Annotated in this window: 15 protein-coding genes; 5 read left to right on the top strand and 10 right to left on the bottom strand. The window is 71.3% G+C overall.

Annotated features, from left to right (window positions below):
- Position 1: 1 nt before the first annotated feature.
- Complete coding sequence (locus tag ACFT32_RS34760; RefSeq protein ID WP_382497206.1) at positions 2 to 916, bottom strand: NAD-dependent epimerase/dehydratase family protein; 915 nt, start codon at positions 914 to 916, stop codon at positions 2 to 4.
- 45 nt (positions 917 to 961) lie between these two features.
- On the opposite strand from ACFT32_RS34760, the gene ACFT32_RS34755 reads away from it, so the two are divergent.
- The 4 genes from ACFT32_RS34755 (at position 962) to ACFT32_RS34740 (ending at position 4658) form a co-directional block, all read left to right on the top strand.
- A complete protein-coding gene (locus ACFT32_RS34755; RefSeq protein ID WP_382497204.1) occupies positions 962 to 1471 on the top strand; it encodes an Lrp/AsnC family transcriptional regulator in 510 nt (169 codons plus the stop codon).
- Positions 1472 to 1500: 29 nt separating this feature from the next.
- Positions 1501 to 1914 (top strand): MerR family transcriptional regulator, encoded by a 414-nt coding sequence (locus ACFT32_RS34750; protein WP_382497202.1) that lies wholly within the window; start codon positions 1501 to 1503, stop codon positions 1912 to 1914.
- Positions 1915 to 1940: 26 nt separating this feature from the next.
- Entirely contained in the window at positions 1941 to 2255 is a 315-nt protein-coding gene (locus ACFT32_RS34745) for a thioredoxin family protein (protein ID WP_382497431.1), read from the top strand.
- A 141-nt stretch (positions 2256 to 2396) separates the two neighbouring features.
- Positions 2397 to 4658 carry a HelD family protein gene (locus tag ACFT32_RS34740; protein WP_382497200.1) on the top strand — a complete coding sequence of 754 codons (2262 nt, stop codon included), beginning with the start codon at positions 2397 to 2399 and terminating at the stop codon, positions 4656 to 4658.
- Positions 4659 to 4707: 49 nt separating this feature from the next.
- Here the strand turns inward: ACFT32_RS34740 and ACFT32_RS34735 are convergent, their stop codons facing one another.
- The 7 genes from ACFT32_RS34735 to ACFT32_RS34705 form a co-directional block, all read right to left on the bottom strand.
- Positions 4708 to 5115 carry a hypothetical protein gene (locus tag ACFT32_RS34735; protein ID WP_382497198.1) on the bottom strand — a complete coding sequence of 136 codons (408 nt, stop codon included), beginning with the start codon at positions 5113 to 5115 and terminating at the stop codon, positions 4708 to 4710.
- Positions 5112 to 5582 carry a hypothetical protein gene (locus ACFT32_RS34730; RefSeq protein ID WP_382497196.1) on the bottom strand — a complete coding sequence of 157 codons (471 nt, stop codon included), beginning with the start codon at positions 5580 to 5582 and terminating at the stop codon, positions 5112 to 5114. Before ACFT32_RS34730 ends, ACFT32_RS34735 begins: the two co-directional genes overlap by 4 nt.
- Before the next feature lie 146 nt (positions 5583 to 5728).
- Entirely contained in the window at positions 5729 to 8542 is a 2814-nt protein-coding gene (gene glgB, locus ACFT32_RS34725) for a 1,4-alpha-glucan branching enzyme (protein WP_382497195.1), read from the bottom strand.
- Between the two features lie 31 nt (positions 8543 to 8573).
- Positions 8574 to 10016, bottom strand: a complete 1443-nt coding sequence (locus ACFT32_RS34720; protein ID WP_382497193.1) for a maltokinase — start codon at positions 10014 to 10016, stop codon at positions 8574 to 8576.
- A gap of 201 nt (positions 10017 to 10217) precedes the next feature.
- Positions 10218 to 11918 carry a maltose alpha-D-glucosyltransferase gene (treS, locus tag ACFT32_RS34715; RefSeq protein ID WP_382497191.1) on the bottom strand — a complete coding sequence of 567 codons (1701 nt, stop codon included), beginning with the start codon at positions 11916 to 11918 and terminating at the stop codon, positions 10218 to 10220.
- Positions 11915 to 14035 carry a maltotransferase domain-containing protein gene (locus tag ACFT32_RS34710; RefSeq protein ID WP_382497189.1) on the bottom strand — a complete coding sequence of 707 codons (2121 nt, stop codon included), beginning with the start codon at positions 14033 to 14035 and terminating at the stop codon, positions 11915 to 11917. The genes treS and ACFT32_RS34710 overlap by 4 nt, the downstream gene beginning before the upstream one ends.
- A 215-nt stretch (positions 14036 to 14250) precedes the next feature.
- On the bottom strand, positions 14251 to 15453 hold the full coding sequence (locus ACFT32_RS34705) for a S8 family peptidase (RefSeq protein WP_382497187.1): 1203 nt from the start codon (positions 15451 to 15453) through the stop codon (positions 14251 to 14253).
- 289 nt (positions 15454 to 15742) lie between these two features.
- On the opposite strand from ACFT32_RS34705, the gene ACFT32_RS34700 reads away from it, so the two are divergent.
- Positions 15743 to 18361, top strand: a complete 2619-nt coding sequence (locus ACFT32_RS34700; RefSeq protein WP_382497185.1) for a glycosyltransferase family 1 protein — start codon at positions 15743 to 15745, stop codon at positions 18359 to 18361.
- 48 nt (positions 18362 to 18409) lie between these two features.
- Here the strand turns inward: ACFT32_RS34700 and ACFT32_RS34695 are convergent, their stop codons facing one another.
- Together ACFT32_RS34695 and ACFT32_RS34690 are read right to left on the bottom strand one after the other, a co-directional pair.
- Positions 18410 to 18931 carry a DUF1990 domain-containing protein gene (locus ACFT32_RS34695; protein ID WP_382497183.1) on the bottom strand — a complete coding sequence of 174 codons (522 nt, stop codon included), beginning with the start codon at positions 18929 to 18931 and terminating at the stop codon, positions 18410 to 18412.
- A gap of 69 nt (positions 18932 to 19000) precedes the next feature.
- Positions 19001 to 20644: a M4 family metallopeptidase gene (locus tag ACFT32_RS34690; RefSeq protein ID WP_382497181.1), complete on the bottom strand. Its 1644-nt coding sequence runs from the start codon at positions 20642 to 20644 to the stop codon at positions 19001 to 19003.
- Positions 20645 to 20843 lie beyond the last annotated feature (199 nt).

Here is a 20843-nt window from a genome sequence, read left to right as displayed (position 1 = left end):
GTCAGTCGCCCTTCCCGAGCGTCTCGGCGACGGCACGCGGCAACCACTGCCGGGCGTCGGTGAAGGTGTGGCCGAGCCGGGTGGCACGGCTGTTGTCCATGCCGTAGGAGCGGCGGAAGGAGAACGGGGAGACCTCGCCGACCTCCACGGGCCGGAACACGGCCCGCCCGCCCGGGACGTGCGCGGCCACCGCCTCGCACAGCTCCTCGGTGCTCAACGCCCCGTGCGAGGCGGCGTTCACCGGCCCGGTGAACGCCTCGCCCGCCGCCCAGGCGAGGAAGCGGGCGATCTCCTCGACGTGGATGTACGTGGCTGGCCGGTTCTCGGCAGGCACAGCGATCGGCTCGCCGGTGCGTATCCGCTCGGCGTAGTGGGCCAGCCGTCCGGTGAAGTCGTCGTCCCCGCCCAGCACATGGGCCACCCGCACCGCCGTGTACGGCAGCGCCGGGCCGTCGGCCGCGAGGGCCGCCTCGGCCTGCCGCTTGCCCTCCCCGTAGTGCGCCTCCAGGAACACCGGGTCGTCCCAGGGCAGTTCGAGATCGACGGCGACCGCGGCCGGGTCGACGGCCTCCTCGCGCACGAGAGCGGGAGAGTCCTCGAACTCGTACACCTCGACCGTCGAGGTCATCACATAGCGGCCGGTACGGCCGGAGAAGACACGGCGGGCCAGTGCCGCCTGGCGCGGGGTGTAGCAGACCTGGTCGACGACGGCGTCGAAGACGCGCGAGCCGAGCGCCTCGGTCAGCGCGTGCTCGTCGTCCCGGTCGGCGACCAGCTGCTCCACCCCGGCCGGCGGCGGGGAGGACCCCCGGTTCAGCACGCTCACCCGGTGCCCTCCGTCCCGCAGCTGTGCGATCAGGCGCTTTCCGACGTAGCGGTTTCCACCGATGACCAGTACGTTCCGGACCTTTTCCATGGCCATAATTCTCCTGGCGTACATCCGCGTACTGAAGGGGGAACCATGGGAGTTCAGGCCGCCGCGCCGAAAGAACCACGGCATCTGCGCCCCGCCACCGACGAAACCTCGGTGGTCTTCGACGCGCTCGACCGGCAGATCCTCCAGCTGCTCCAGACCGACGGCCGGATCAAGCTCAGCGAGCTGGGCCGCCGGGTCCGGCTCAGTCCGGCGGCGGTCACCGAGCGGGTGCGGCGGCTGGAGGCCGCTGGCGTGATCAGCGGCTACGGCGCCCAGGTCGTCCCGGCCCGACTCGGCTACGGCATCCAGGCGTTCATCCGCGTCAACCCGCACGGCGGCTACAACCTGAAGCACCCGAGGACCCTGGAGCTGATCGAGCGGCCCGAGATCACCGAGGTGCACCACGTGGTCGGCGAGGACTGCTGGATCCTCAAGGTCGCCGTCCGGGACACCGTCCACCTGGAGGAGGTCCTGGAGGGCGTCTCCGCGCTGGGGCGCACGACGACGTCGATCGTGCTGACCTCCCCGGTGGAGCGGAAACCGCTGTTGCCTTGACGCGGGCGTCAAGGAATACGTTCGTACGCATGCGAATCGGCGAGCTGGCCGCACGGGCCGGGACCACGACGCGGACGCTGCGCTACTACGAGTCGCGGGGGCTGCTGCCCGCGCGGCGCGCCGGCAATGGATACCGGACCTACGACGAGAGCGATCTGCGGCTGCTCCGGCAGATCCGGACGCTGCAGGACTTCGGGTTCGACCTGGAGGAGACACGGCCCTTCGTGGAGTGTCTGCGGGCCGGGCACCCCGAGGGCGACTCGTGCCCGGCGTCGCTCGCGGTCTACCGGCGCAAGCTGGGCGAACTGGACTCCCTGATCGGTGAGCTGACCACCGTCCGGGACACGGTCGCGCGGCAGCTGGCGCGGGCCGAGCTGGCCGCCGAGGCGGAGGCTCCGGGCGGTCCGGAGCCGCAGTGCGAGCTGGGAGGGGACACCTGGTGACCGATGTGACCGACGATGTGACCGACGTGGCCGACGTGACGGACGCGGATTTCGAGGCGGAGGTGATCGGCGCCGATCTGCCGGTGCTGGTGGAGTTCACCGCCGACTGGTGCCCGCCGTGCCGGCAGATGGCCCCGGTGCTGAAGGCCCTCGCATTCGAGGAGGGCGACCGGCTGAAGGTCGTGCGGCTGGACGTGGACGCCAACCCGGAGACGACCAACGCCTACAAGGTGCTGTCGATGCCGACCTTCATGGTGTTCCGCGGCGGTGAGCCCGTGAAGTCGATGGTGGGCGCGCGGGCCAAGCGGCGGCTGCTGGAGGAGCTGGCCGACGTGCTCTAGGCGACCCGCCCGGACAACAGGAAATCCCCCGAGCAATTGCGCTCGGGGGATTTCCTTGCGTATATTTGTTTGTTCGTGACTTCGACTCGAAAGAAGTCACGTGAAGTTCAGTGAGCACAGTATATCCGGGCGGGAGCGGAATTGTCAAACACCGAATTTCCGGACGATGAATTGCGGCAGGAACAAGAATTCATCGACGGGTTGTACGCGCGCGTGGACGCGCTGCGCGGCGACGCCGAGACCTCCGTCACGGACGCGCTCGCGCAGGGCAACACGCCCATGCAGGCCAGACTCGAGCGGGACATCCTCGTCGCCGAGCGCTCAGGGCTGCTCGCCGCGCTGAACGCGGTGGACGGCTCCCTGTGCTTCGGCCGGATCGACCTCACCTCGGGCGTCACCCACCACATCGGCCGGATCGGGCTGCGCACCGACGACGCCGAGCGCACCCCCGTCCTGATCGACTGGCGTGCCGACGTCGCCCGCCCCTTCTACCTGGCCACCGGCCACACCCCGATGGGCCTGCGGCGCCGGCGGCACATCGCCACCGACGGCCGGCTGGTCACCCAGCTGCACGACGAGATCCTCGACCTCGGCGACGAGACCCGCACCGGCCACGAGGACCCGACGGGCGACGCCGTGCTGCTCGCCGCCCTCGACTCGGCCCGCACCGGCCGGATGAGCGACATCGTGCAGACCATCCAGGCCGACCAGGACCGCATCATCCGCGCCCCGCACCGCGGCGTCATGGTGGTGGAGGGCGGTCCGGGCACCGGCAAGACGGCCGTCGCCCTGCACCGTGCCGCGTATCTGCTGTACGAGCACCGCGAGCTGCTCGCCAAGCGTGCCGTACTGATCGTCGGGCCCAACCCGGCGTTCCTCGGCTACATCGGCGAGGTGCTGCCCTCCCTCGGCGAGACGGGCGTGCTCCTCGCGACCGTCGGCGAGCTGTTCCCCGGCGTGAAGGCGACCGCGACCGACACGCCCGAGGCCGCCGCCGTGAAGGGCCGGGCGGACATGGCCGACGTCCTCGCGGAGGTCGTTGGCAGCAGGCAGGCGCTGCCCGACCCCGTCATCGCCATCGAGCACGACCGCGAGGTCCTCATGCTCGACGACGGTCTGGTGAACGTCGCCCGCGAGCGCACCCGCGCCGCCAAACTGCCGCACAACGCGGCCCGCGAGCACTTCGAGGGCCACGTCCTCAACGCGCTCACGGACCTGTACGCCGAGCGGATCGGCACCGACCCCTTCGACGGGTCCAGCCTGCTCGACCCCAGCGACATCACCCAGATCCGCGACGACATCGCCGAGAACCCCGATGTCTGGTCCGCCATCGACCAGCTGTGGCCGGTGCTCACCCCGCAGCGGCTCGTCGCCGACTTCCTCGCCGCGCCCGAGGAGTTCCTGCCCGCCGAGGACGCCGAGGCCGTACGCCGCCCGGTGACCCGGCGCTGGACGGTCGCGGACGTGCCGCTGCTCGACGAGGCCGCCGAACTCCTCGGCGACGACGACCGGCTGGCCCGGGAGCGCGCCGCGCGCGAACGGGAGGAGCAGATCGCCTACGCACGGGGCGTGCTGGAGGTGTCGTACGCCTCCCGGACCTACGAGTTCGAGGACAAGGAGGACAGCGACCCCGACGGCAGCGAGGTGCTGTCCGCGCACGACGTCATCGACGCCGAGCGGTTCGCCGAACGGCACGAGGAGGACGACCACCGCAGCGCCGCCGAACGCGCGGCGGCCGACCGCACCTGGGCGTTCGGGCACATCATCGTCGACGAGGCGCAGGAGCTGTCGCCGATGGCCTGGCGGCTGCTGATGCGCCGCAGTCCGACCCGCTCGATGACCCTGGTCGGCGACCCCGCGCAGACGGCGGAGGCGGCCGGTGTCGGCTCCTGGGCGGGCATCCTCGACCCGTATGTCGAGGACCGCTGGGAGCACAACCGACTGGGCGTCAACTACCGCACCCCGGCCGAGATCATGGACGCGGCGGCGTCCGTGGTCCGCGCCGAGCACCCGGAGTTCGAGCCGCCGAGCTCGGTCCGCTCCACGGGTGTACGGCCGTGGGCGCGGGCCACCGACGACCTCCCGGGCGCGGTCGCCAAGGCGGTCGAGGAACTCACCCCGGCCGAGGGACGGCTCGCGGTGATCGCGCCGCGCGACCTCCACCGCCGCCTCGCGGCCCGGCTGGACGGTGTGACGGCGGGCGCCGAACCCGACCTCACACAGACGGTCGTCCTCCTCGACCCGCGCCAGGCCAAGGGCCTGGAGTTCGACTCCGTCCTGGTGGTCGAGCCCGGCCGGTACGGCACCAGCGACCTGTACGTGGCCCTGACCCGGGCCACCCAGCGGCTCGGCGTGCTGCACACCGGGGAGCTGCCGAAGGCGCTGGCCGAACACTTCGGGTAGCTCGACCGGCACGGGCTCTCCGACGCCCTGCCGGACCTGAGGCCGCCTGTCACAGCAGCGACCTCGGATCCCGCAGGGCGTGCCACAGCCCCGCCGCGAGCGGTACGACCGTCAGGGCGAAGAAGACCCAGAACACGAACTCGGCGCCGGGCGTGAGGTCGTAGGTGGTGCCGTCCTCCCACTCGCAGTAGGCCCGCGGCGGAAACGGCGTGGAGACTCCCCAGGCCCTTCCGCCCCCGAGGAAGCCCTCCCGCATCGGCTCGGCGGGACAGGGCGCGGTCTCCGGGAACAGCACGGGGTCGTCCGCCGTCATGATCACGACCCAGGTGACGGCACCGCACGGCACCGCCCAGAACACCGCGGTCCGCACCCACAGCGGCAGCAGCGGATGCGCCAGCAGCCCGCGCAGCGCGACCAGGATCACCACGAGCCCGACGAAGACGGGAAGCAGCGTCATGAGTCCGCCGCGCTCTTCCGCGCGCGGAACTCGGTCGCGTAGCCCGCGCCGATGGCGAGCCCGGCGGAGGACAGGGCGCAGGACATGCTCGCCCAGTTCATCCACAGGTAGGAGGGATCGGCGGTGTAGAGGCTGCCGTCCTGGCGTACGCAGTCGAAGCGCAACGGCAGGTACGAGGCCCGGTGGTGGGACAGGCCCTCGGTCGTCTCCCGGTCGAAGCCGTCGAGGCAGGCCCGGGCCGGGACCGAGGAGGCGCCTTCGCCGAACTCCCACTGCGATTCCAGCACGGCGAAGAGCCCCAGGGAGTAGACGGACACGGCCGCCCAGGCGAACATCGCCGCCGCACGGCGCAGCAGCAGCGGCAGCCAGGGTTCGGGGCGGCCGGGAAACGCCATGGCGACGACTCCCGCGGCCGCGACCAGCGCGCCGAGGGCACATATGACGGAGATGCCCAGTCCGATCAGCACGCCGTGACCCCATCCCGCGCGGGCGGACCCCCACGGCCCGGTGGGGTGGCACGGCGCATGCCGCCACCCCACCAGGGCCCGACCGCACGGGCTGTGGCGGAAGCCACTCCTCCCGTCACAGAGGTGTCACAGCGGGCTGCGGCCGTCTACGCCGGGCGCAGCCACACCGTCGACAGCGGCGGCAGGGTCAGGCGGATGCTGGCCGGGCGGCCGTGCCAGGGCTGGGCCTCGGGTTTGACCGGGTCGGGGTTGGTGATGTCGCTGCCGCCGTAGCGGGCGGCGTCGGTGTTGACGGCCTCGTGCCAGGCGGGGACGTCCTCGGGAACGCCCAGGCGGTAGTCCTGGCGGACGACCGGCGCGAAGTTCGACACCGCCAGGATCGGGGTCCCCTCCGGGTCCAGCCGCAGGAACGCGAGGACGTTGTCGTCGGCGGCGTCCCCGACGATCCACTCGAAACCGGCCGGGTCGGTGTCGAGACGCCACAGCGCCGGGGTGGCCCGGTAGACGGTGTTGAGGTCGCGGACCAGGTCACGCACGCCCCGGTGCTCGGGCTCGGCCCCGTAGCCCGGGTCCAGCAGCCACCAGTCCGGGCCGTGCGCCTCCGACCACTCGGCGCCCTGGGCGAACTCCTGCCCCATGAACAGCAGTTGCTTGCCCGGGTGGGCCCACATGAAGCCCAGGTAGGCCCGGTGCCCGGCCCGCTGCTGCCACCAGTCGCCGGGCATCTTCGACACCAGGGAGCGCTTGCCGTGCACGACCTCGTCGTGGGAGATCGGCAGGACGTAGTTCTCGCTGTACGCGTACACCATCGAGAACGTCATCTCGTGGTGGTGGTACTTGCGGTGCACCGGCTCATGGCTCATGTACTGGAGCGAGTCGTGCATCCAGCCCATGTTCCACTTCAGCCCGAACCCGAGCCCGCCGAAGCCGCTCGGACCCTCGTGGTGCGTGGCCCGGGTGACCCCGTCCCAGGCGGTCGACTCCTCGGCGATCGTGACCACGCCGGGCACCCTGCGGTACACCGTCGCGTTCATCTCCTGCAGGAACGCCACCGCGTCCAGGTTCTCCCGGCCGCCGTGCTCGTTGGGCGTCCACTGCCCCGCCTCGCGCGAGTAGTCGAGGTAGAGCATCGAGGCCACCGCGTCCACCCGCAGCCCGTCGATATGGAACTCCTCGCACCAGTACAGGGCGTTCGAGACGAGGAAGTTGCGCACCTCCCGCCGCCCGAAGTCGAACTCCAGCGTGCCCCAGTCGGGATGCGCGGCCCGCAGCGGATCCTCGTGCTCGTACAGGGGCCGCCCGTCGAACTCGGCCAGCGCCCAGTCGTCCCGCGGGAAATGGGCCGGCACCCAGTCCATGAGGACGCCGATCCCGGCCCGGTGCAGCGAGTCGACGAGGTGCCGGAAGTCGTCCGGCGTGCCGAGTCGGGCCGTCGGCGCGTAGAAGCCGGTGACCTGGTAGCCCCAGGAGCCGCCGAACGGATGCTCGGCGACCGGCATCAGCTCGACGTGCGTGAAGCCCAGGTTCTTCACATACCCGGGGAGCTGATCGGCGAGCTGCCGGTACGTCAGCCCCGGGCGCCAGGAGGCCAGATGCACCTCGTACACCGAGAACGGCGCCTCGTGTGCCGGGGCCTCGGCGCGCCGGTCCAGCCACTCGGCGTCGCCCCACTCGTACGCCGAGGAGGTGATGACCGACGAGGTCGCGGGCGGTACCTCCGTGCGGCGGGCCAGCGGGTCGGCGCGCAGTGTCCTGGACCCGTCGGGGCGGGTGATGTCGAACTTGTACAGCTCGCCCTCGCCGATGTCCGGCAGGAACAGCTCCCACACGCCCGACGAGCCCAGCGACCGCATGGCGTGGCCGGTGCCGTCCCAGAAGTTGAAGGTGCCGGCCACGCGCACGCCGCGCGCGTTCGGCGCCCACACCGAGAACCGGGTGCCGGTCACGCCCTCGTGGGTCGTCGGGTGCGCGCCCAGCGCCGTCCACAGCTCCTCGTGCCGGCCCTCGCCGATCAGATGCAGGTCGAGGTCGCCCAGCGTGGGCAGGAAGCGGTAAGCGTCCTCGGTGTCCAGGACCGTGCCCTCGTACCCCACGAGCAGCCGGTACGCCGGGACCTCCCGCAGCGGCAGCAGCCCGGAGAAGAACCCCTCCCCGTCGTCGTGCAGCTCGGCCCGCAGTTCCCCGGCGACGACGGTCACCGACAGGGCGTACGGCCGGAACGCCCGGAAGGCGACCCCGCCGGGCACGGGGTGCGCGCCGAGCACGGAGTGCGGGGCGTGATGCGTCCCGCCGAGCAGCCGCTCCCGGTCCACCGCGTCGACCGCGGGCGAGACGGCGATCTCCATCTCCGGCGGGACGACCTGGGCGGGGGCGGCCTTCCGGGCAGCGGCTTTCCCGGCGCCCGCGGTCTTGGCAGGGGCCTTCTTGGCGGCGGCCTTCTTCGCCACGGCCTTCTTCGCCACGGCCTTCTTGGCAGGAGGGCCGGCGGCCGTGGCCCTGGTGGCCGCCGCCTTCGCGGTCGTGGCCTTCTTGGCGGCGGCCTTCGTCGTCGTCGCCTTTTTCACGGCCGCCTTCTTCACGGCCGTCTTCGCAGGGGCCTTCTTGGCGGCCGCCTTCGTCGCGGCCACCTTCTTGGCGGTCGACTGCGCCGCGGTCGCCTTCGCGGGGCCCGTGTTCTTCGCGACGGCCTTCTTCGCGACGGCCTTCTTCTCCACGGCCTTCCTCGCGACAGCCTTCTTCGCCGCAGCCGGCTTCGCAGTCGGCTTCGCGGCCGTCGACTTCGTCGCCGGCGACTGTGCCGGGGCCGATTTCCTGGCGGCGGCCTTCTTCGCCGCCGCCTGTTTCGGTACCGCCGTCTTCTTCGCGGCGCTCTTCTGCTGGGCGGCCGTCGGCTGCTCGGGGATCTTCTCCCCGGCGGTCTTCTTCGGATGCGAACCGCTGGACTCGGAGCGGGGGGTCACGGGCGCAGCCTCCTGGGCGCAGGTGGGTCAGTCAGGTCAGATGGCCGGACGAGGAGAGCCGGCTTATGGCGGCCAGGGGCACCGGCAGCCAGTCGGGGCGGTGCCGGGCCTCGTACACCACCTCGTAGATCGCCTTGTCCGTCTCGTAGGCGCGCAGCAGCACCGGGTCGGTGCGCGGATCGCGGCCGGAGGCCTCCGCATAGCCGGAGCAGTACGCGGACCGGCAGGTCTCGGCCCAGTCCGGCTGGGGCGGATCGGCCGAGCGGGCCGCGTAGTCGAAGGACCGCAGCATGCCGGCGACATCCCGCACCGCCGGCTGCGGCATACGCCGCTCGGGCAGGGGCCGGGCCGGCTCGCCCTCGAAGTCGATCAGCCACCACTCGCCGGAGGGCGATCGCAGACACTGCCCGAGATGCAGATCGCCGTGCACGCGCTGGGCGATCCAGGTGCGGCCCTCGGCGGCCAGATCGCCCAGCGCCGTGAACGCCGACCGCAGCCCGTCGGCGTAGGGCCGCAGCGCGGGCACCGCCTGGACGGCCGCCTCAAGCCGTTCGAGCATGCCGTCCACCATGAGCTGGAGCTGCATGTGACCGAGCGTGACCGTCGGCAACGCGCGGGCCAGCGCGGTATGCACCTCGGCGGTGGCCCGCCCCAGCGCCCGTGCCTCGGCGCCGAAGTCCTCGCCCTTGGCCAGCTCGCGCAGCGCCAGCTCCCAGCCGTCGGAGGCGCCCTGCACGAACGGCTGGAGCACCCCCAGCACATACGGCTGGCCGGCGAGGTCCGTCTGTCCCGCCGAGACGACCGGGTCCGCCGTGGGGTCTATGTCCGCGACCATCCAGGCCGTCGGCGCGGGCACCCGGGGGCAGCCCTCGCGGGCCAGCGCCAGCGGCAGCTCCAGATCGGGGTTGACCCCGGGCACGATCCGGCGCAACAGCTTCAGGATGAACGTATCTCCGTAGACGACGGACGAGTTGGACTGCTCGGCGGTCACCACGCGGGGCACAAGGCCGGACCGGATGTCCTGGCCGGGGTCCCGCTCGAAGCGGATCCTGCCGATACGGGCCTGGGTGCGCAGCGCCTCCAGGAGCAGCTCGGCGGGCCTGGTGTCGTGCAGGGCGTCGTAGACCGTGCGGCCGGCCAGCGGCCCCGTCGGCACATGTCCGATCAGCGCGGGCGCCAGCCGAGGCGGCAGCGCCTCGCGCACGCCTATCAACAGCTGGTAGCAGTCGCCGGGATGGCCGGGCGCGCCGGGGGACGGCACGAGCGGCTGATGGGCGCGGACGAGCAGGTGGTACAGGCCCAGCTTGGCACTGGCGGGGAGCAGCTCGGTGGCCTCGACCAGCGAGAATCCGGTGACCGGGCGTCCCTTGCCGGCGAACCAGCGCTGCCGTGGCAGCCATTCCCGCAGCAGTGGATCCAGGGAGGCGAGAAGGCCGGGCGGGGTGGTGACGGTGCGTGTGACGGCTTCCGACATGGCGTCGCGTCCTTTCACCCATTCTCGGTGCGCCTCCATCGCCTTCGGCCGGCTCCGGCGGCGCCCCTCCGGCTCACGCGGGCGGGTGGGGTGTTCTTCATGCGTGCCCCGGGCGGGGCAGGAGAAACGCCCCGCCGCGGGGGTTTGCGGCCTGGCCCGCGGATCAGGCCTCAGCAGGCCGTTTCAGGCCTCACGCGGCCCTCATACGGTGTCCCCGCGGAGCCGGAACCAGTAGAAGCCGTGGCCCGCCAGGGTCAGCAGATAGGGCAGCTCGCCGATGGCCGGGAAGCGGACCCCGCCGAACAGCTCCACCGGGTGCCGCCCCTCGAAGGCGCTCAGATCCAGCTCCGTGGGCTGCGCGAACCGGGAGAAATTGTTCACGCACAGCACCAGGTCGTCCTCGTACTCCCTGAGGAAGGCCAGCACCGCCGGGTTCGTCGACGGCAGCTCGGTGTACGTGCCGAGCCCGAAGGCCGGATTCTGCTTGCGGATCTCGATCATGCGGCGGGTCCAGTGCAGCAGCGACGAAGGCGAGGACATCGACGCCTCGACGTTCGTGACCTGGTAGCCGTAGACCGGGTCCATGATCGTCGGCAGGAACAGCCGTCCCGGGTCGCAGGACGAGAAGCCCGCGTTGCGGTCGGGCGTCCACTGCATCGGCGTGCGCACCGCGTCGCGGTCGCCGAGCCAGATGTTGTCGCCCATGCCGATCTCGTCGCCGTAGTAGAGGATCGGCGAGCCCGGCAGGGCCAGCAGCAGGGCCGTGAACAGCTCGATCTGGTTGCGGTCGTTGTCGAGCAGCGGGGCCAGCCTGCGCCGGATGCCGATGTTGGCGCGCATCCGTGGGTCCTTGGCGTACTCGGCCCACATGTAGTCGCGCTCTTCGTCGGTGACCATCTCGAGCGTGAGCTCGTCGTGGTTGCGCAGGAAGATGCCCCACTGGCAGTTGGAGGGGATGGCCGGGGTCTTGGCCAGGATCTCGGAGACCGGGTAGCGCGACTCGCGGCGTACGGCCATGAAGATGCGCGGCATGACCGGGAAGTGGAAGGCCATGTGGCACTCGTCGCCGCCGCTGGGGTAGTCGCCGAAGTAGTCGACGACGTCCTCGGGCCACTGGTTGGCCTCGGCGAGCAGCACCGTGTCCGGGTACTGGGCGTCGATCTCCTTGCGCACCCGCTTCAGGAAGTCGTGGGTCTCCGGGAGGTTCTCGCAGTTGGTGCCCTCCTGCTGGTACAGGTACGGCACCGCGTCCAGCCGGAACCCGTCGATGCCCAGGTCCAGCCAGAACTTCAGCGCGGAGATCATCTCCTCCTGCACGGCCGGGTTCTCGTAGTTGAGGTCCGGCTGGTGGGAGAAGAAACGATGCCAGTAGTACTGCTTGCGGACCGGGTCGAAGGTCCAGTTGGAGGCCTCGGTGTCGACGAAGATGATCCGCGCGTCAGGGAACTGCTTGTCGTCGTCGGCCCACACGTAGTAGTCGCCGTAGGGCCCGTCGGGGTCCTTGCGCGACTCCTGGAACCAGGGGTGCTGGTCGCTGGTGTGGTTCATGACGAAGTCGATGATCACGCGCATGCCGCGCTGGTGGGCGGCGTCGACGAATTCCACGAAGTCGGCGAGGTCGCCGAACTCGGGGAGGACGGCCGTGTAGTCGGAGACGTCGTAGCCGCCGTCGCGGAGCGGGGACTTGAAGAACGGCGGCAGCCACAGGCAGTCGACGCCGAGCCACTGGAGGTAGTCGAGCTTGGCGGTGATGCCCTTCAGGTCACCGACGCCGTCGCCGTTGCTGTCCTGGAACGAGCGGACAAGCACCTCGTAGAAGACGGCGCGCTTGAACCACTCCGGGTCGCGGTCCCTGGCAGGAGTGTCCTCGAAGGTGTCCGGAACGGGTTCGTTGACGATCATGTTGTGGGTGACCCTCCGATCTGCGGGGTGGACGGTCGCAGCACCGTGAAGACGTGCGCGGGGCTCCGGCCCGGTTCGAGACGCACGTAGTTGGCCCTGCCCCAGTGATAGGTCTCGCCGGTGAGCTCGTCCCGCACCGGCACCGACTCGTGCCAGTCCAGGCCGAGTTGCGGCATGTCCAACGAGACCGTCGCCTCCTGGGTGTGGTGGGGGTCGAGGTTGGCGACCACCAGAACCGTGTTCGAACCCTTCCGCTTCGAGTAGGCGATCACCGCCTCCTGGTCCGCGTCGTGGAAGTGGATGTCGCGCAGCTGCTGGAGGGCCGGGTTCTCCCGCCGGATGGTGTTGAGCCTGGTCAGCAGCCGGGTGATGGTGCGTCCCTCGCGCTCGGCGGCGTCCCAGTCGCGGCGGGTGAGCTGGTACTTCTCCGAGTTCAGGTACTCCTCGCTGCCTTCTCTGAGCGGGGTGTTCTCGCACAGTTCGTAGCCGGAGTAGATGCCCCAGGTCGGTGAGAGGGTCGCGGCGAGGACGGCCCGGACCTCGAAGGCGGGCCGGCCGCCCTGCTGGAGATAGGCGTGCAGGATGTCGGGGGTGTTGGCGAAGAAGTTCGGCCGCATATAGCCGGCCGCCTCGCCGGACAGTTCCGTGAGGTAGTCGGTCAGCTCCTGCTTGGTGTTGCGCCAGGTGAAGTAGGTGTAGGACTGCTGGAAGCCGATCTGGGCCAGGGTGGCCATCATCGCCGGGCGGGTGAACGCCTCGGCCAGGAAGATCACATCCGGGTCGGTGCGGTTGATGTCCGCGATCACCCGCTCCCAGAACACCACCGGCTTGGTGTGCGGGTTGTCCACGCGGAAGATCCGCACCCCGCTGTCCATCCAGTGCCGCAGCACCCGCACGGTCTCGGCGATCAGGCCGTCCATGTCGGCGTCGAAGGCGATGGGGTAGATGTCCTGGTACTTCTTCGGCGGGTTCTCGGCGTAGGCGATGGTGCCGTCGGGGCGGTGGTGGAACCACTCGGGGTGTTTCTGCACCCAGGGGTGGTCCGGGGAGCACTGCAGCGCGAAGTCGAGGGCCACCTCCATGCCGAGCTCGCGGGCCTGCTCCACGAACCAGGTGAAGTCCTCCAGGGTGCCCAGGGCGGGGTGGACGGCGTCGTGGCCGCCCTCGGGGGAGCCGATGGCCCAGGGCACGCCGACGTCGTCGGGGCCGGGGGAGAGGGTGTTGTTCCTGCCTTTGCGGAAGGTGGTGCCGATGGGGTGGATCGGGGGCAGGTAGACGACGTCGAAGCCCATCGCGGCGATCGCGGGCAGCCGGCGCGCGGCGGTGCGGAACGTGCCGTGCGGCTGCTGCCGGGTGCCCTCGGAGCGGGGGAAGAACTCGTACCAGGAGCCGTACAGGGCCCGCTCCCGCTCCACCAGCAGCGGCAGCGGCTCGGAGGTCGTGACCAGGTCCCGCAGCGGATGCCGGGCCAGCACCTCCTCCACCTCCGGCGTCAGCGCCCCGGCGAGCCGCGCGGCCGCCGGGCGGCTCTCGTCCCGCAGGGCGTCGACGGCGGACAGGACCGCGTCCCGCAGGCCTGCCTCCTCGGGTACGCCGTCGGCCGCACGCTCGTACAGACGTGCGCCCTCCTCCAGGACGACGTCCGTGTCCATGCCGGCCGGGATCTTGATCTGTGCGTGGTGGCGCCAGGTGCCGATCGGGTCGCCCCACGCCTCCACGGTGAACGTCCACAGACCGGGCTCCCCGGCGGTGACCGTGGCGCCCCACCGGTCCGTGCCGGGGGCCAGCTCCCGCAGGGGTGTCCACGGCCCGGGGCGGCCCTCGGGGTCCTTCAGGACGGCATTGGCGGCGACCGCGTCGTGCCCCTCCCGGAACACGGTCGCCGAGATCTCGAAGGTCTCGCCGGTCACAGCCTTGGCCGGCCGGCGTCCCTGCTGGACGACCGGGCGGACATCGAGCACGGGTATGCGCCCGACGGCGGTCGCCTCGCCCGCGGGGGGTGGTTGCGGGACCGGTGGACCGGCGTCGGCAGGGCGCACGGGACGTTCCTCGCCGCCGGGCGCGCGCGCCCCGGTGCGGCGGGTCGGGGGTGGTGACGAATGGTGCTTGGCGGGCATGACCGCTCCTGTCCGCGTCAACGTGGGTGGGCGGATGTCTATGGGGAGGTGGGTCCTGCGTGGTGCTCCTGAGAGGGGTACCCGGAGGAGCCTTCCCACCCTATTCGGGTGGGCAATCCGGCACTTTGTTAACTACTCAGGGGTATGTCGACACACAAGACCGGCCTCGTCCGCGACGGACGAGGCCGGCCCTTGTCTGTGGCTGCTCCTTCGCCCTACGGGTGCGGCACCCGCAGTAACTTGTCCGGCGAACCGATACCCCGGCCGGAGATCTTCCCGGTCGCCGCTCCCGCTGTCAGAGCCCTCCCGACCTGGGACGGAGCCGCTTCCGGATGGTCGGCCAGATACAGCGCGGCCGCGCCCGCCGCGTGCGGAGAGGCCATCGAGGTGCCCGAGAACGTGGCCCGCGCGGTGTCGCTCGCGGCGGCCGCGGAGGTGATGCCGACGCCCGGGGCGAAGAGATCGAGGGCCGGGCCGTGGTTGGAGAAGGCCGGTTTTGTATCCCCGCGGTCGGTCGCGCCGACCGTGATCGCCTGCTTGACGCCTGCCGGGGAGTAGAGCCCGGCCGGCCTGCCGTCGTTGCCCGCCGCGATCGTGTAGGTGACGCCGGAGGCGATGGAGGCGCGCACGGCGGCGTCCAGCCGTTCGTTGCGCGGGCCGCCCAGACTGAGGTTGGCGACCGCGGGCTTCCTCGCGTGCCGGGTCACCCAGTCGATCCCGGCGAGCACCCGGGCCGTGGTGCCCGCTCCCGCGGCGTCGAGGACGCGCACGGAGACGATCCGGGCCCGGCCGGCGACGCCGTGGGTCTTCCCGGCGACCGTGCCGGCGACATGCGTGCCGTGGCCGTTGGCGTCCGCCGCGACCTTGTCGTTCCCCACGAAGTCCCAGCCGTGGCTCGCCCGGCCCCCGAAGTCCCGGTGGGTGGTCCGGACGCCGGTGTCGATCACGTACACCGTCACCCCGGCACCCGCCGACTCGGGCCAGGTGTAGCTCCGGTCCAGGGGCAGACTCGGCTGGTCGACGCGGTCCAGTCCCCAGGACGCAGGGTTCCGCCGCGTGCCGTCCAGCCGCACGCGGGTGTCCTGGACGACCGAGGCGACCCGCGGATCGGCGGCGAGCCGCGCTGCCTGTCTCGCGTCCGCCCTGATCGCGTAGCCGTTCAGGACCGTGCCATAGGTGTGGCTGATGTCCACCCCGTACGTCTCGGCCAGGCCCTTTCCGGCCCCCGACGGTGCCCTCGTGCCCTCCTTCAGTGTCACCAGATAGCTGCCGTGCACGGTGCCGGGTCCTCCGGCGCCGAGTATCCGCCCCTCCGGTACGGCGTGCGCGGGCAGGGTGATGGCCGAAAAGGCCGCGGCGCAGACCGCCGCGGCCAGGCCCCCCGTCCAGCGCGGGCGCCGTGTGCGCGTCCGTGCCATGCTCCGAGTTCCCCTCCTCGACTCGGCGTACGGCTGCCGCGCGGCGCCGCGTGCGGCGGGCGCGGGCCGGTACGCCAGGGGCAGCCTCTCGTGGCCCGTGAAACACCACAAGGACGCCTATGGGGGTGGAATCGGCCATATCCGTTGATGGTGCTGTTCAGGCCGATCGGGGGTGCCACGGCGGAGCCTCAGCGGCGGCGGCACATCCGCCGGTACTGTCGTAGGAGACGTCGATGAAGCCCTGTGTCAAAGCCCTGCGTCAACCAGCGAACGCGCCGAGGTGGAACCCGTGAAGGCGATCCGTCGATTCACCGTCCGACCCGTTCTCCCCGACCCCCTCCGGCCGATCGGCGATCTGGCCCGCAATCTGCGGTGGTCGTGGCACGCGGAGACCCGTGATCTGTTCCAGTCCGTCGACCCCGAGCGCTGGGCCGCCTCCGGGTGCGACCCGGTCCGGCTGCTGGGCAGCGTGCCGCCCGCGCGGCTCGCGGACCTGGCCGAGGACCGCCGGTTCCTGCGCCGCCTCGCCGCGGTCGCGGGCGATCTGCACGACTACATGACCGGCGACCGCTGGTACCAGGCCCAGCCCGAGGAACTTCCCGCCGCGGTCGCCTACTTCTCGCCCGAGTTCGGCATCACGGCCGCCCTGCCGCAGTACTCCGGCGGCCTCGGCATCCTGGCCGGCGACCATCTGAAGGCGGCCAGCGACCTGGGCGTCCCGCTGATCGGCGTCGGGCTGCTCTACCGGCACGGCTACTTCCGCCAGACCCTCTCCCGGGACGGCTGGCAGCAGGAGCACTACCCCGTCCTCGACCCGAACGAGCTGCCCCTGGTCCTCCTCGAGGAGCCCGACGGCACCCCCGCCCAGGTCGCCCTCGCCCTGTCCGGCGGCAAGCAGTTGCGCGCCCGGATCTGGCTCGCGCAGGTCGGCCGTGTCCCGCTGCTGATGCTGGACTCGGACGTCGAGGAGAACGACCTCGGCGAGCGCGGCGTGACCGACCGGCTCTACGGCGGCGGCAGCGAGCACCGGCTGCTGCAGGAGATGCTGCTGGGGATAGGAGGTGTGCGGGCGGTCCGGACGTACTGCCGGCTGACCGGGCACCCCGCGCCGGAGGTGTTCCACACCAACGAGGGGCACGCCGGGTTCCTCGGCCTGGAGCGGATCGCCGAACTCTGCGCGGCGGGCTCGGACTTCGACGCGGCGCTGGAGGCGGTCCGTTCCGGGACCGTCTTCACCACCCACACCCCCGTCCCGGCCGGTATCGACCGCTTCGACCGCGAGCTGGTCGCCCGCCACTTCGGCCCCGACGCGGAGCTGCCCCGCATCGATGTCGGGCGCGTCCTCAAGCTCGGCATGGAGACCTATCCCGGCGGGGAGCCCAACCTGTTCAACATGGCCGTGATGGGCCTGCGCCTGGCCCAGCGCGCCAACGGCGTGTCCCTGCTGCACGGCAATGTCAGCCGTGAGATGTTCTCCGGCCTGTGGCCCGGCTTCGACGCCGACGAGGTGCCGATCACGTCCGTCACCAACGGGGTGCACGCGCCCACCTGGGTCGCCCCGGAGGTGTTCCGGCTCGGTGCCCGGCAGATCGGTGTGCAGCGCGCCGAGGACGCGCTGACCGTCGGCGGCTCGGACCGCTGGGACGCGGTGGCGGACATCGCCGACCAGGAGATCTGGGAGCTGCGCCGTGGCCTGCGCGAGCAGCTCGTGACCGAGGTGCGGGAGCGGCTGCGGGCCTCCTGGCGGCAGCGCGGGGCCGGTACGGCCGAGCTGGGCTGGATCGACGGAGTGCTCGACCCGGACGTCCTCACCATCGGCTTCGCCCGGCGCGTCCCGTCGTACAAGCGTCTGACGCTGATGCTGCGCGACCGTGACCGGCTGATGGACCTGCTGCTGCACTCCGAGCGGCCGGTCCAGATCGTCGTGGCGGGCAAGGCGCACCCCGCGGACGACGGCGGGAAGCGGCTGGTGCAGGAGCTGGTGCGGTTCGCGGACGACCCACGGGTGCGGCACCGGCTCGTGTTCCTGCCCGACTACGGCATGGCCATGGCGCAGAAGCTGTACCCGGGCTGCGACATCTGGCTGAACAATCCGCTCCGGCCGCTGGAGGCCTGCGGCACGTCCGGCATGAAGGCGGCGCTCAACGGTTGTCTCAATCTGTCCGTTCTCGACGGATGGTGGGACGAGTGGTTCCAGCCGGACTTCGGCTGGGCCATCCCCACGGCCGACGGTGTCGGGACCGATCCGGACCGGCGCGACGACATAGAGGCCGCGGCGCTGTACGACCTGCTCGAGCAGCGGGTGACCCCCCGCTTCTACGAGCGCGGCCGCAGCGGGCTGCCCGACCGCTGGATCGAGATGGTCCGCCAGACCCTGAGCCTGCTCGGTCCGAAGGTGCTGGCCGGGCGCATGGTCCGCGAGTACGTCGAGCGTCTCTACACGCCTGCGGCCCTCGCACATCGCTCGATGGGGCCGGATCCCGCGCGTGAGCTCGCCGAGTGGAAGGGGAGGGTGCGGGCCGCCTGGCCGGCCGTGACGGTCGACCATGTGGAGACGTCGGTGTCGGAGGCGCTGGCGGAGCTCGGTACGACGCTGGGGGTGCGGGTGCGGGTCGGCCTCGGGGACCTCGGGCCTGACGATGTCGAGGTTCAGGTGGTGTCGGGGCGGGTGGACGAGGAGGACCGGATCGGGGATGCGGCGGTTGTCTCCCTGAAGCCGGTCGGGTCCCCCGGGGCGGACGGGCGGTGGGTGTACGAAGGGGCCTTGTCCCTGGATCGCACCGGGCCTTTCGGGTACACGGTGCGGATCCTGCCGGCTCACCGGCTGTTGGCTTCCAGTGCGGAGTTGGGGCTGGTGGCCGGGCCGTCCGAGGAGTTGGTGGAGGCGGCCGGGTTGTTGATGCGTTGAGTCTTGTCTGCGGGTGCGTGGGGGCTGGTCGCGCAGTTCCCCGCGCCCCTAAAGATCTTCAACACCCTGCGTCGCGATGTTCCGCAGGACGTTGCCGCATCGCCGTGCGTACGCGTGCTGCAAGCCCCTGGTCGCCAGGCCGCCCGCCCTCGCGTACCACTTCGCTGCCCTGCTGAAGGCATTGACCGTCAGCCAGACCGTGCCGTCTCCCGTGCGGTCGACGACGAAGGACTCCTCGCCGCACTCGGGGTGGCCCGTCAGGGTGCCGTAGGCCCAGCCGGTGCGGCGGGGTTCCTCCAGGGTCCACACCACGCGGCAGGGGGCCTTGATCATGCCGGCGAGGGTGACGGTGACGTCGACGCCGGGGGCGGCTCGGTCCGCGCTCGCGTCGACGCCGACGCCCATGGCCCGGTGCATCTCCCAGGTGAGCACCGCCTCCGAGGCCCGTCGGAAGACCTCCTCGCCCTCCCCGAGGCGGGTGCGCACGTTCATGGGGTGGAATCCCGGCGGGCAGAAGTGCTCCTCGCGGGTGGCGCCGACATCGGCGTAGGTGAAGTCCTCCGAAGACATGGTCCCCAAGAGTAGGGCGGTACCCGGAGCCGCTGTCGCTCCGGGTACCGCCCGTGGGTCGTGCTTCGGTCAGGCGACGTTGACCGCGGACCAGGCGGCGGCGACCGTCTTGTACTCGGTGCTGCTCGCGCCGTAGAGGTCCTTGGCCGCGTTCAGGGTCGCCGTGCGGGCCTGCGCGTACTTGGTCGTCGACGTCATGTACGTCGTCAGCGCCTTGTACCAGATCTGCAGCGCCTTGGTGCGGCCGATGCCGGTGACCGTGGAGCCGTTGGAGGTGGGCGAGTCGTAGGTCACGCCGTTGATGGTCTTCGAGCCGCTGCCCTCGGACAGCAGGTAGAAGAAGTGGTTGGCGGGACCGGAGGAGTAGTGGACGTCCACGCCGCCGAGGCTGGAGGACCAGGCGTCCTTGGACGCGCCGTCCTTGCTGGGCTTGTCCATGTAGCGCAGCGGGCTGCCGTCGCCGTTGATGTCGATCTCCTCGCCGATGAGGTAGTCACCGACGTCGGAGGAGTTGTTCGCGAAGAACTCGGCGCCCGCGCCGAAGATGTCGCTGGTGGCCTCGTTGAGACCGCCGGACTCGCCGCTGTAGTTGAGGCCGGCCGTGGCCGACGTCAGACCGTGGCTCATCTCGTGGGCGGCCACGTCGAGCGAGGTCAGCGGGTTGGCGTTGCCCTCGCCGTCGCCGTAGGTCATGCAGAAGCAGCTGTCCGACCAGAAGGCGTTGACATAGGCGTTGCCGTAGTGGACGCGCGAGTAGGCGGCCTTGCCGTCGTTGCGGATGCCGCTGCGGCCGAAGGCGCTCTTGTAGAAGTCCCAGGTCACCTGGGCGCCGTAGTGCGCGTCGGCGCCGGCGGTCTCCAGGTTGGAGGGGTTGCCGGTGCCCCAGACGTCGTCCGTGCCGGAGAAGAGGGTGCCGGTGCCGGAGGTGCCGCGGTTGAGGTTGTACGTCTTGTGGCCGCCGCGGGTGCTGTCCGTCAGGTTGTACGACGACCCGGACTTGGTGGTCGTGAGGTCGACCTTGCCGCTGTACGTGGTGTTGCCGGTGCCGGTCTCGATGGCCTGGTGCTCGTAGAGCTTCTTGCCGGTGGCGGCGTCGGTGATGACATGCAGCTCGTTCGGCGTGCCGTCCTCCTGGAGGCCCCCGACGACGGTCTCGTAGGCGAGGACGGGCTTGCCGTCGGCCGCCCAGATCACCTTGCGGGGAGCGGAGTTCGCCTCGGTCTTCTCCGAGCCGGCCGCCTTGGCGAGCGTCACGGCCTGCTTCTCGGCCTTGGCGGCGGCCACCGCCGGCTTGAGGGAGGCGACCTTGAGGGCGGCCTTCGTCGCTCTGGTCACGCCCTTGGCCGCGCCGGACTTCGACTCGTGCACGACGAGGTCGCCGCCGAGGACCGGCAGGCCCGCGTAGGTGCGCTCGTAGCGCGTGTGGACCGTGCCGTCGGCGTCCTTCACGACGTCCTTGACGACCAGCTTCTCCTGTTCGCCGAGGCCTATCTCGTCGGCGGTCTTCGGGGCGTCCGCCTGCTGCTCCTTGACGAGAGCCGTGCGGGCGGGCGCGGAGAGCAGGACCGGGGCGGCGGCGAGGGCCGGCTTGGAGGAGGAGTCGGCGGCGACGCTGCTGCCGGAGGTCAGACCGGTGGTGAGCAGGGCGCCGGCGGCGACGGCGGTGGCGATGGCCAGCGTGGTGCGCTTGTGACGCGCGTAGAGGGGGGTCACACGAGCTCCTTGATGTGGGGGAACTGCTGGGGTGCTGTGCGGCGGGTGGGGGAAGAGTGGCACCAAGGGCGCGTACATGTCAGGAGTAACGCGTGATGTTGGCCGGAAATCGACGACAGGCTGACGGTTCCGGGCATGTGAAGCGGGCGCCGTCCCGGGGGAGTCGAACCCACCGGGGCGGCGCCCTGACTCGGGGAGC

It is taken from the genome of Streptomyces sp. NPDC057002, assembly GCF_042673825.1.
GTDB lineage: Bacteria > Actinomycetota > Actinomycetes > Streptomycetales > Streptomycetaceae > Streptomyces.
This window is presented reverse-complemented; position numbering and strand designations above follow the sequence as displayed.

What these genes read in the sequence shown, in the direction of transcription:
- ACFT32_RS34760 (WP_382497206.1), bottom strand. Translation starts at nt 916, where the DNA reads ATGGAAAAGGTCCGGAACGTACTGGTCATCGGTGGAAACCGCTACGTC.
- ACFT32_RS34755 (WP_382497204.1), top strand. Translation starts at nt 962, where the DNA reads ATGGGAGTTCAGGCCGCCGCGCCGAAAGAACCACGGCATCTGCGCCCC.
- ACFT32_RS34750 (WP_382497202.1), top strand. Translation starts at nt 1,501, where the DNA reads ATGCGAATCGGCGAGCTGGCCGCACGGGCCGGGACCACGACGCGGACG.
- ACFT32_RS34735 (WP_382497198.1), bottom strand. Translation starts at nt 5,115, where the DNA reads ATGACGCTGCTTCCCGTCTTCGTCGGGCTCGTGGTGATCCTGGTCGCG.
- ACFT32_RS34720 (WP_382497193.1), bottom strand. Translation starts at nt 10,016, where the DNA reads ATGTCGGAAGCCGTCACACGCACCGTCACCACCCCGCCCGGCCTTCTC.
- treS (WP_382497191.1), bottom strand. Translation starts at nt 11,918, where the DNA reads ATGATCGTCAACGAACCCGTTCCGGACACCTTCGAGGACACTCCTGCC.
- ACFT32_RS34710 (WP_382497189.1), bottom strand. Translation starts at nt 14,035, where the DNA reads ATGCCCGCCAAGCACCATTCGTCACCACCCCCGACCCGCCGCACCGGG.
- ACFT32_RS34705 (WP_382497187.1), bottom strand. Translation starts at nt 15,453, where the DNA reads ATGGCACGGACGCGCACACGGCGCCCGCGCTGGACGGGGGGCCTGGCC.
- ACFT32_RS34695 (WP_382497183.1), bottom strand. Translation starts at nt 18,931, where the DNA reads ATGTCTTCGGAGGACTTCACCTACGCCGATGTCGGCGCCACCCGCGAG.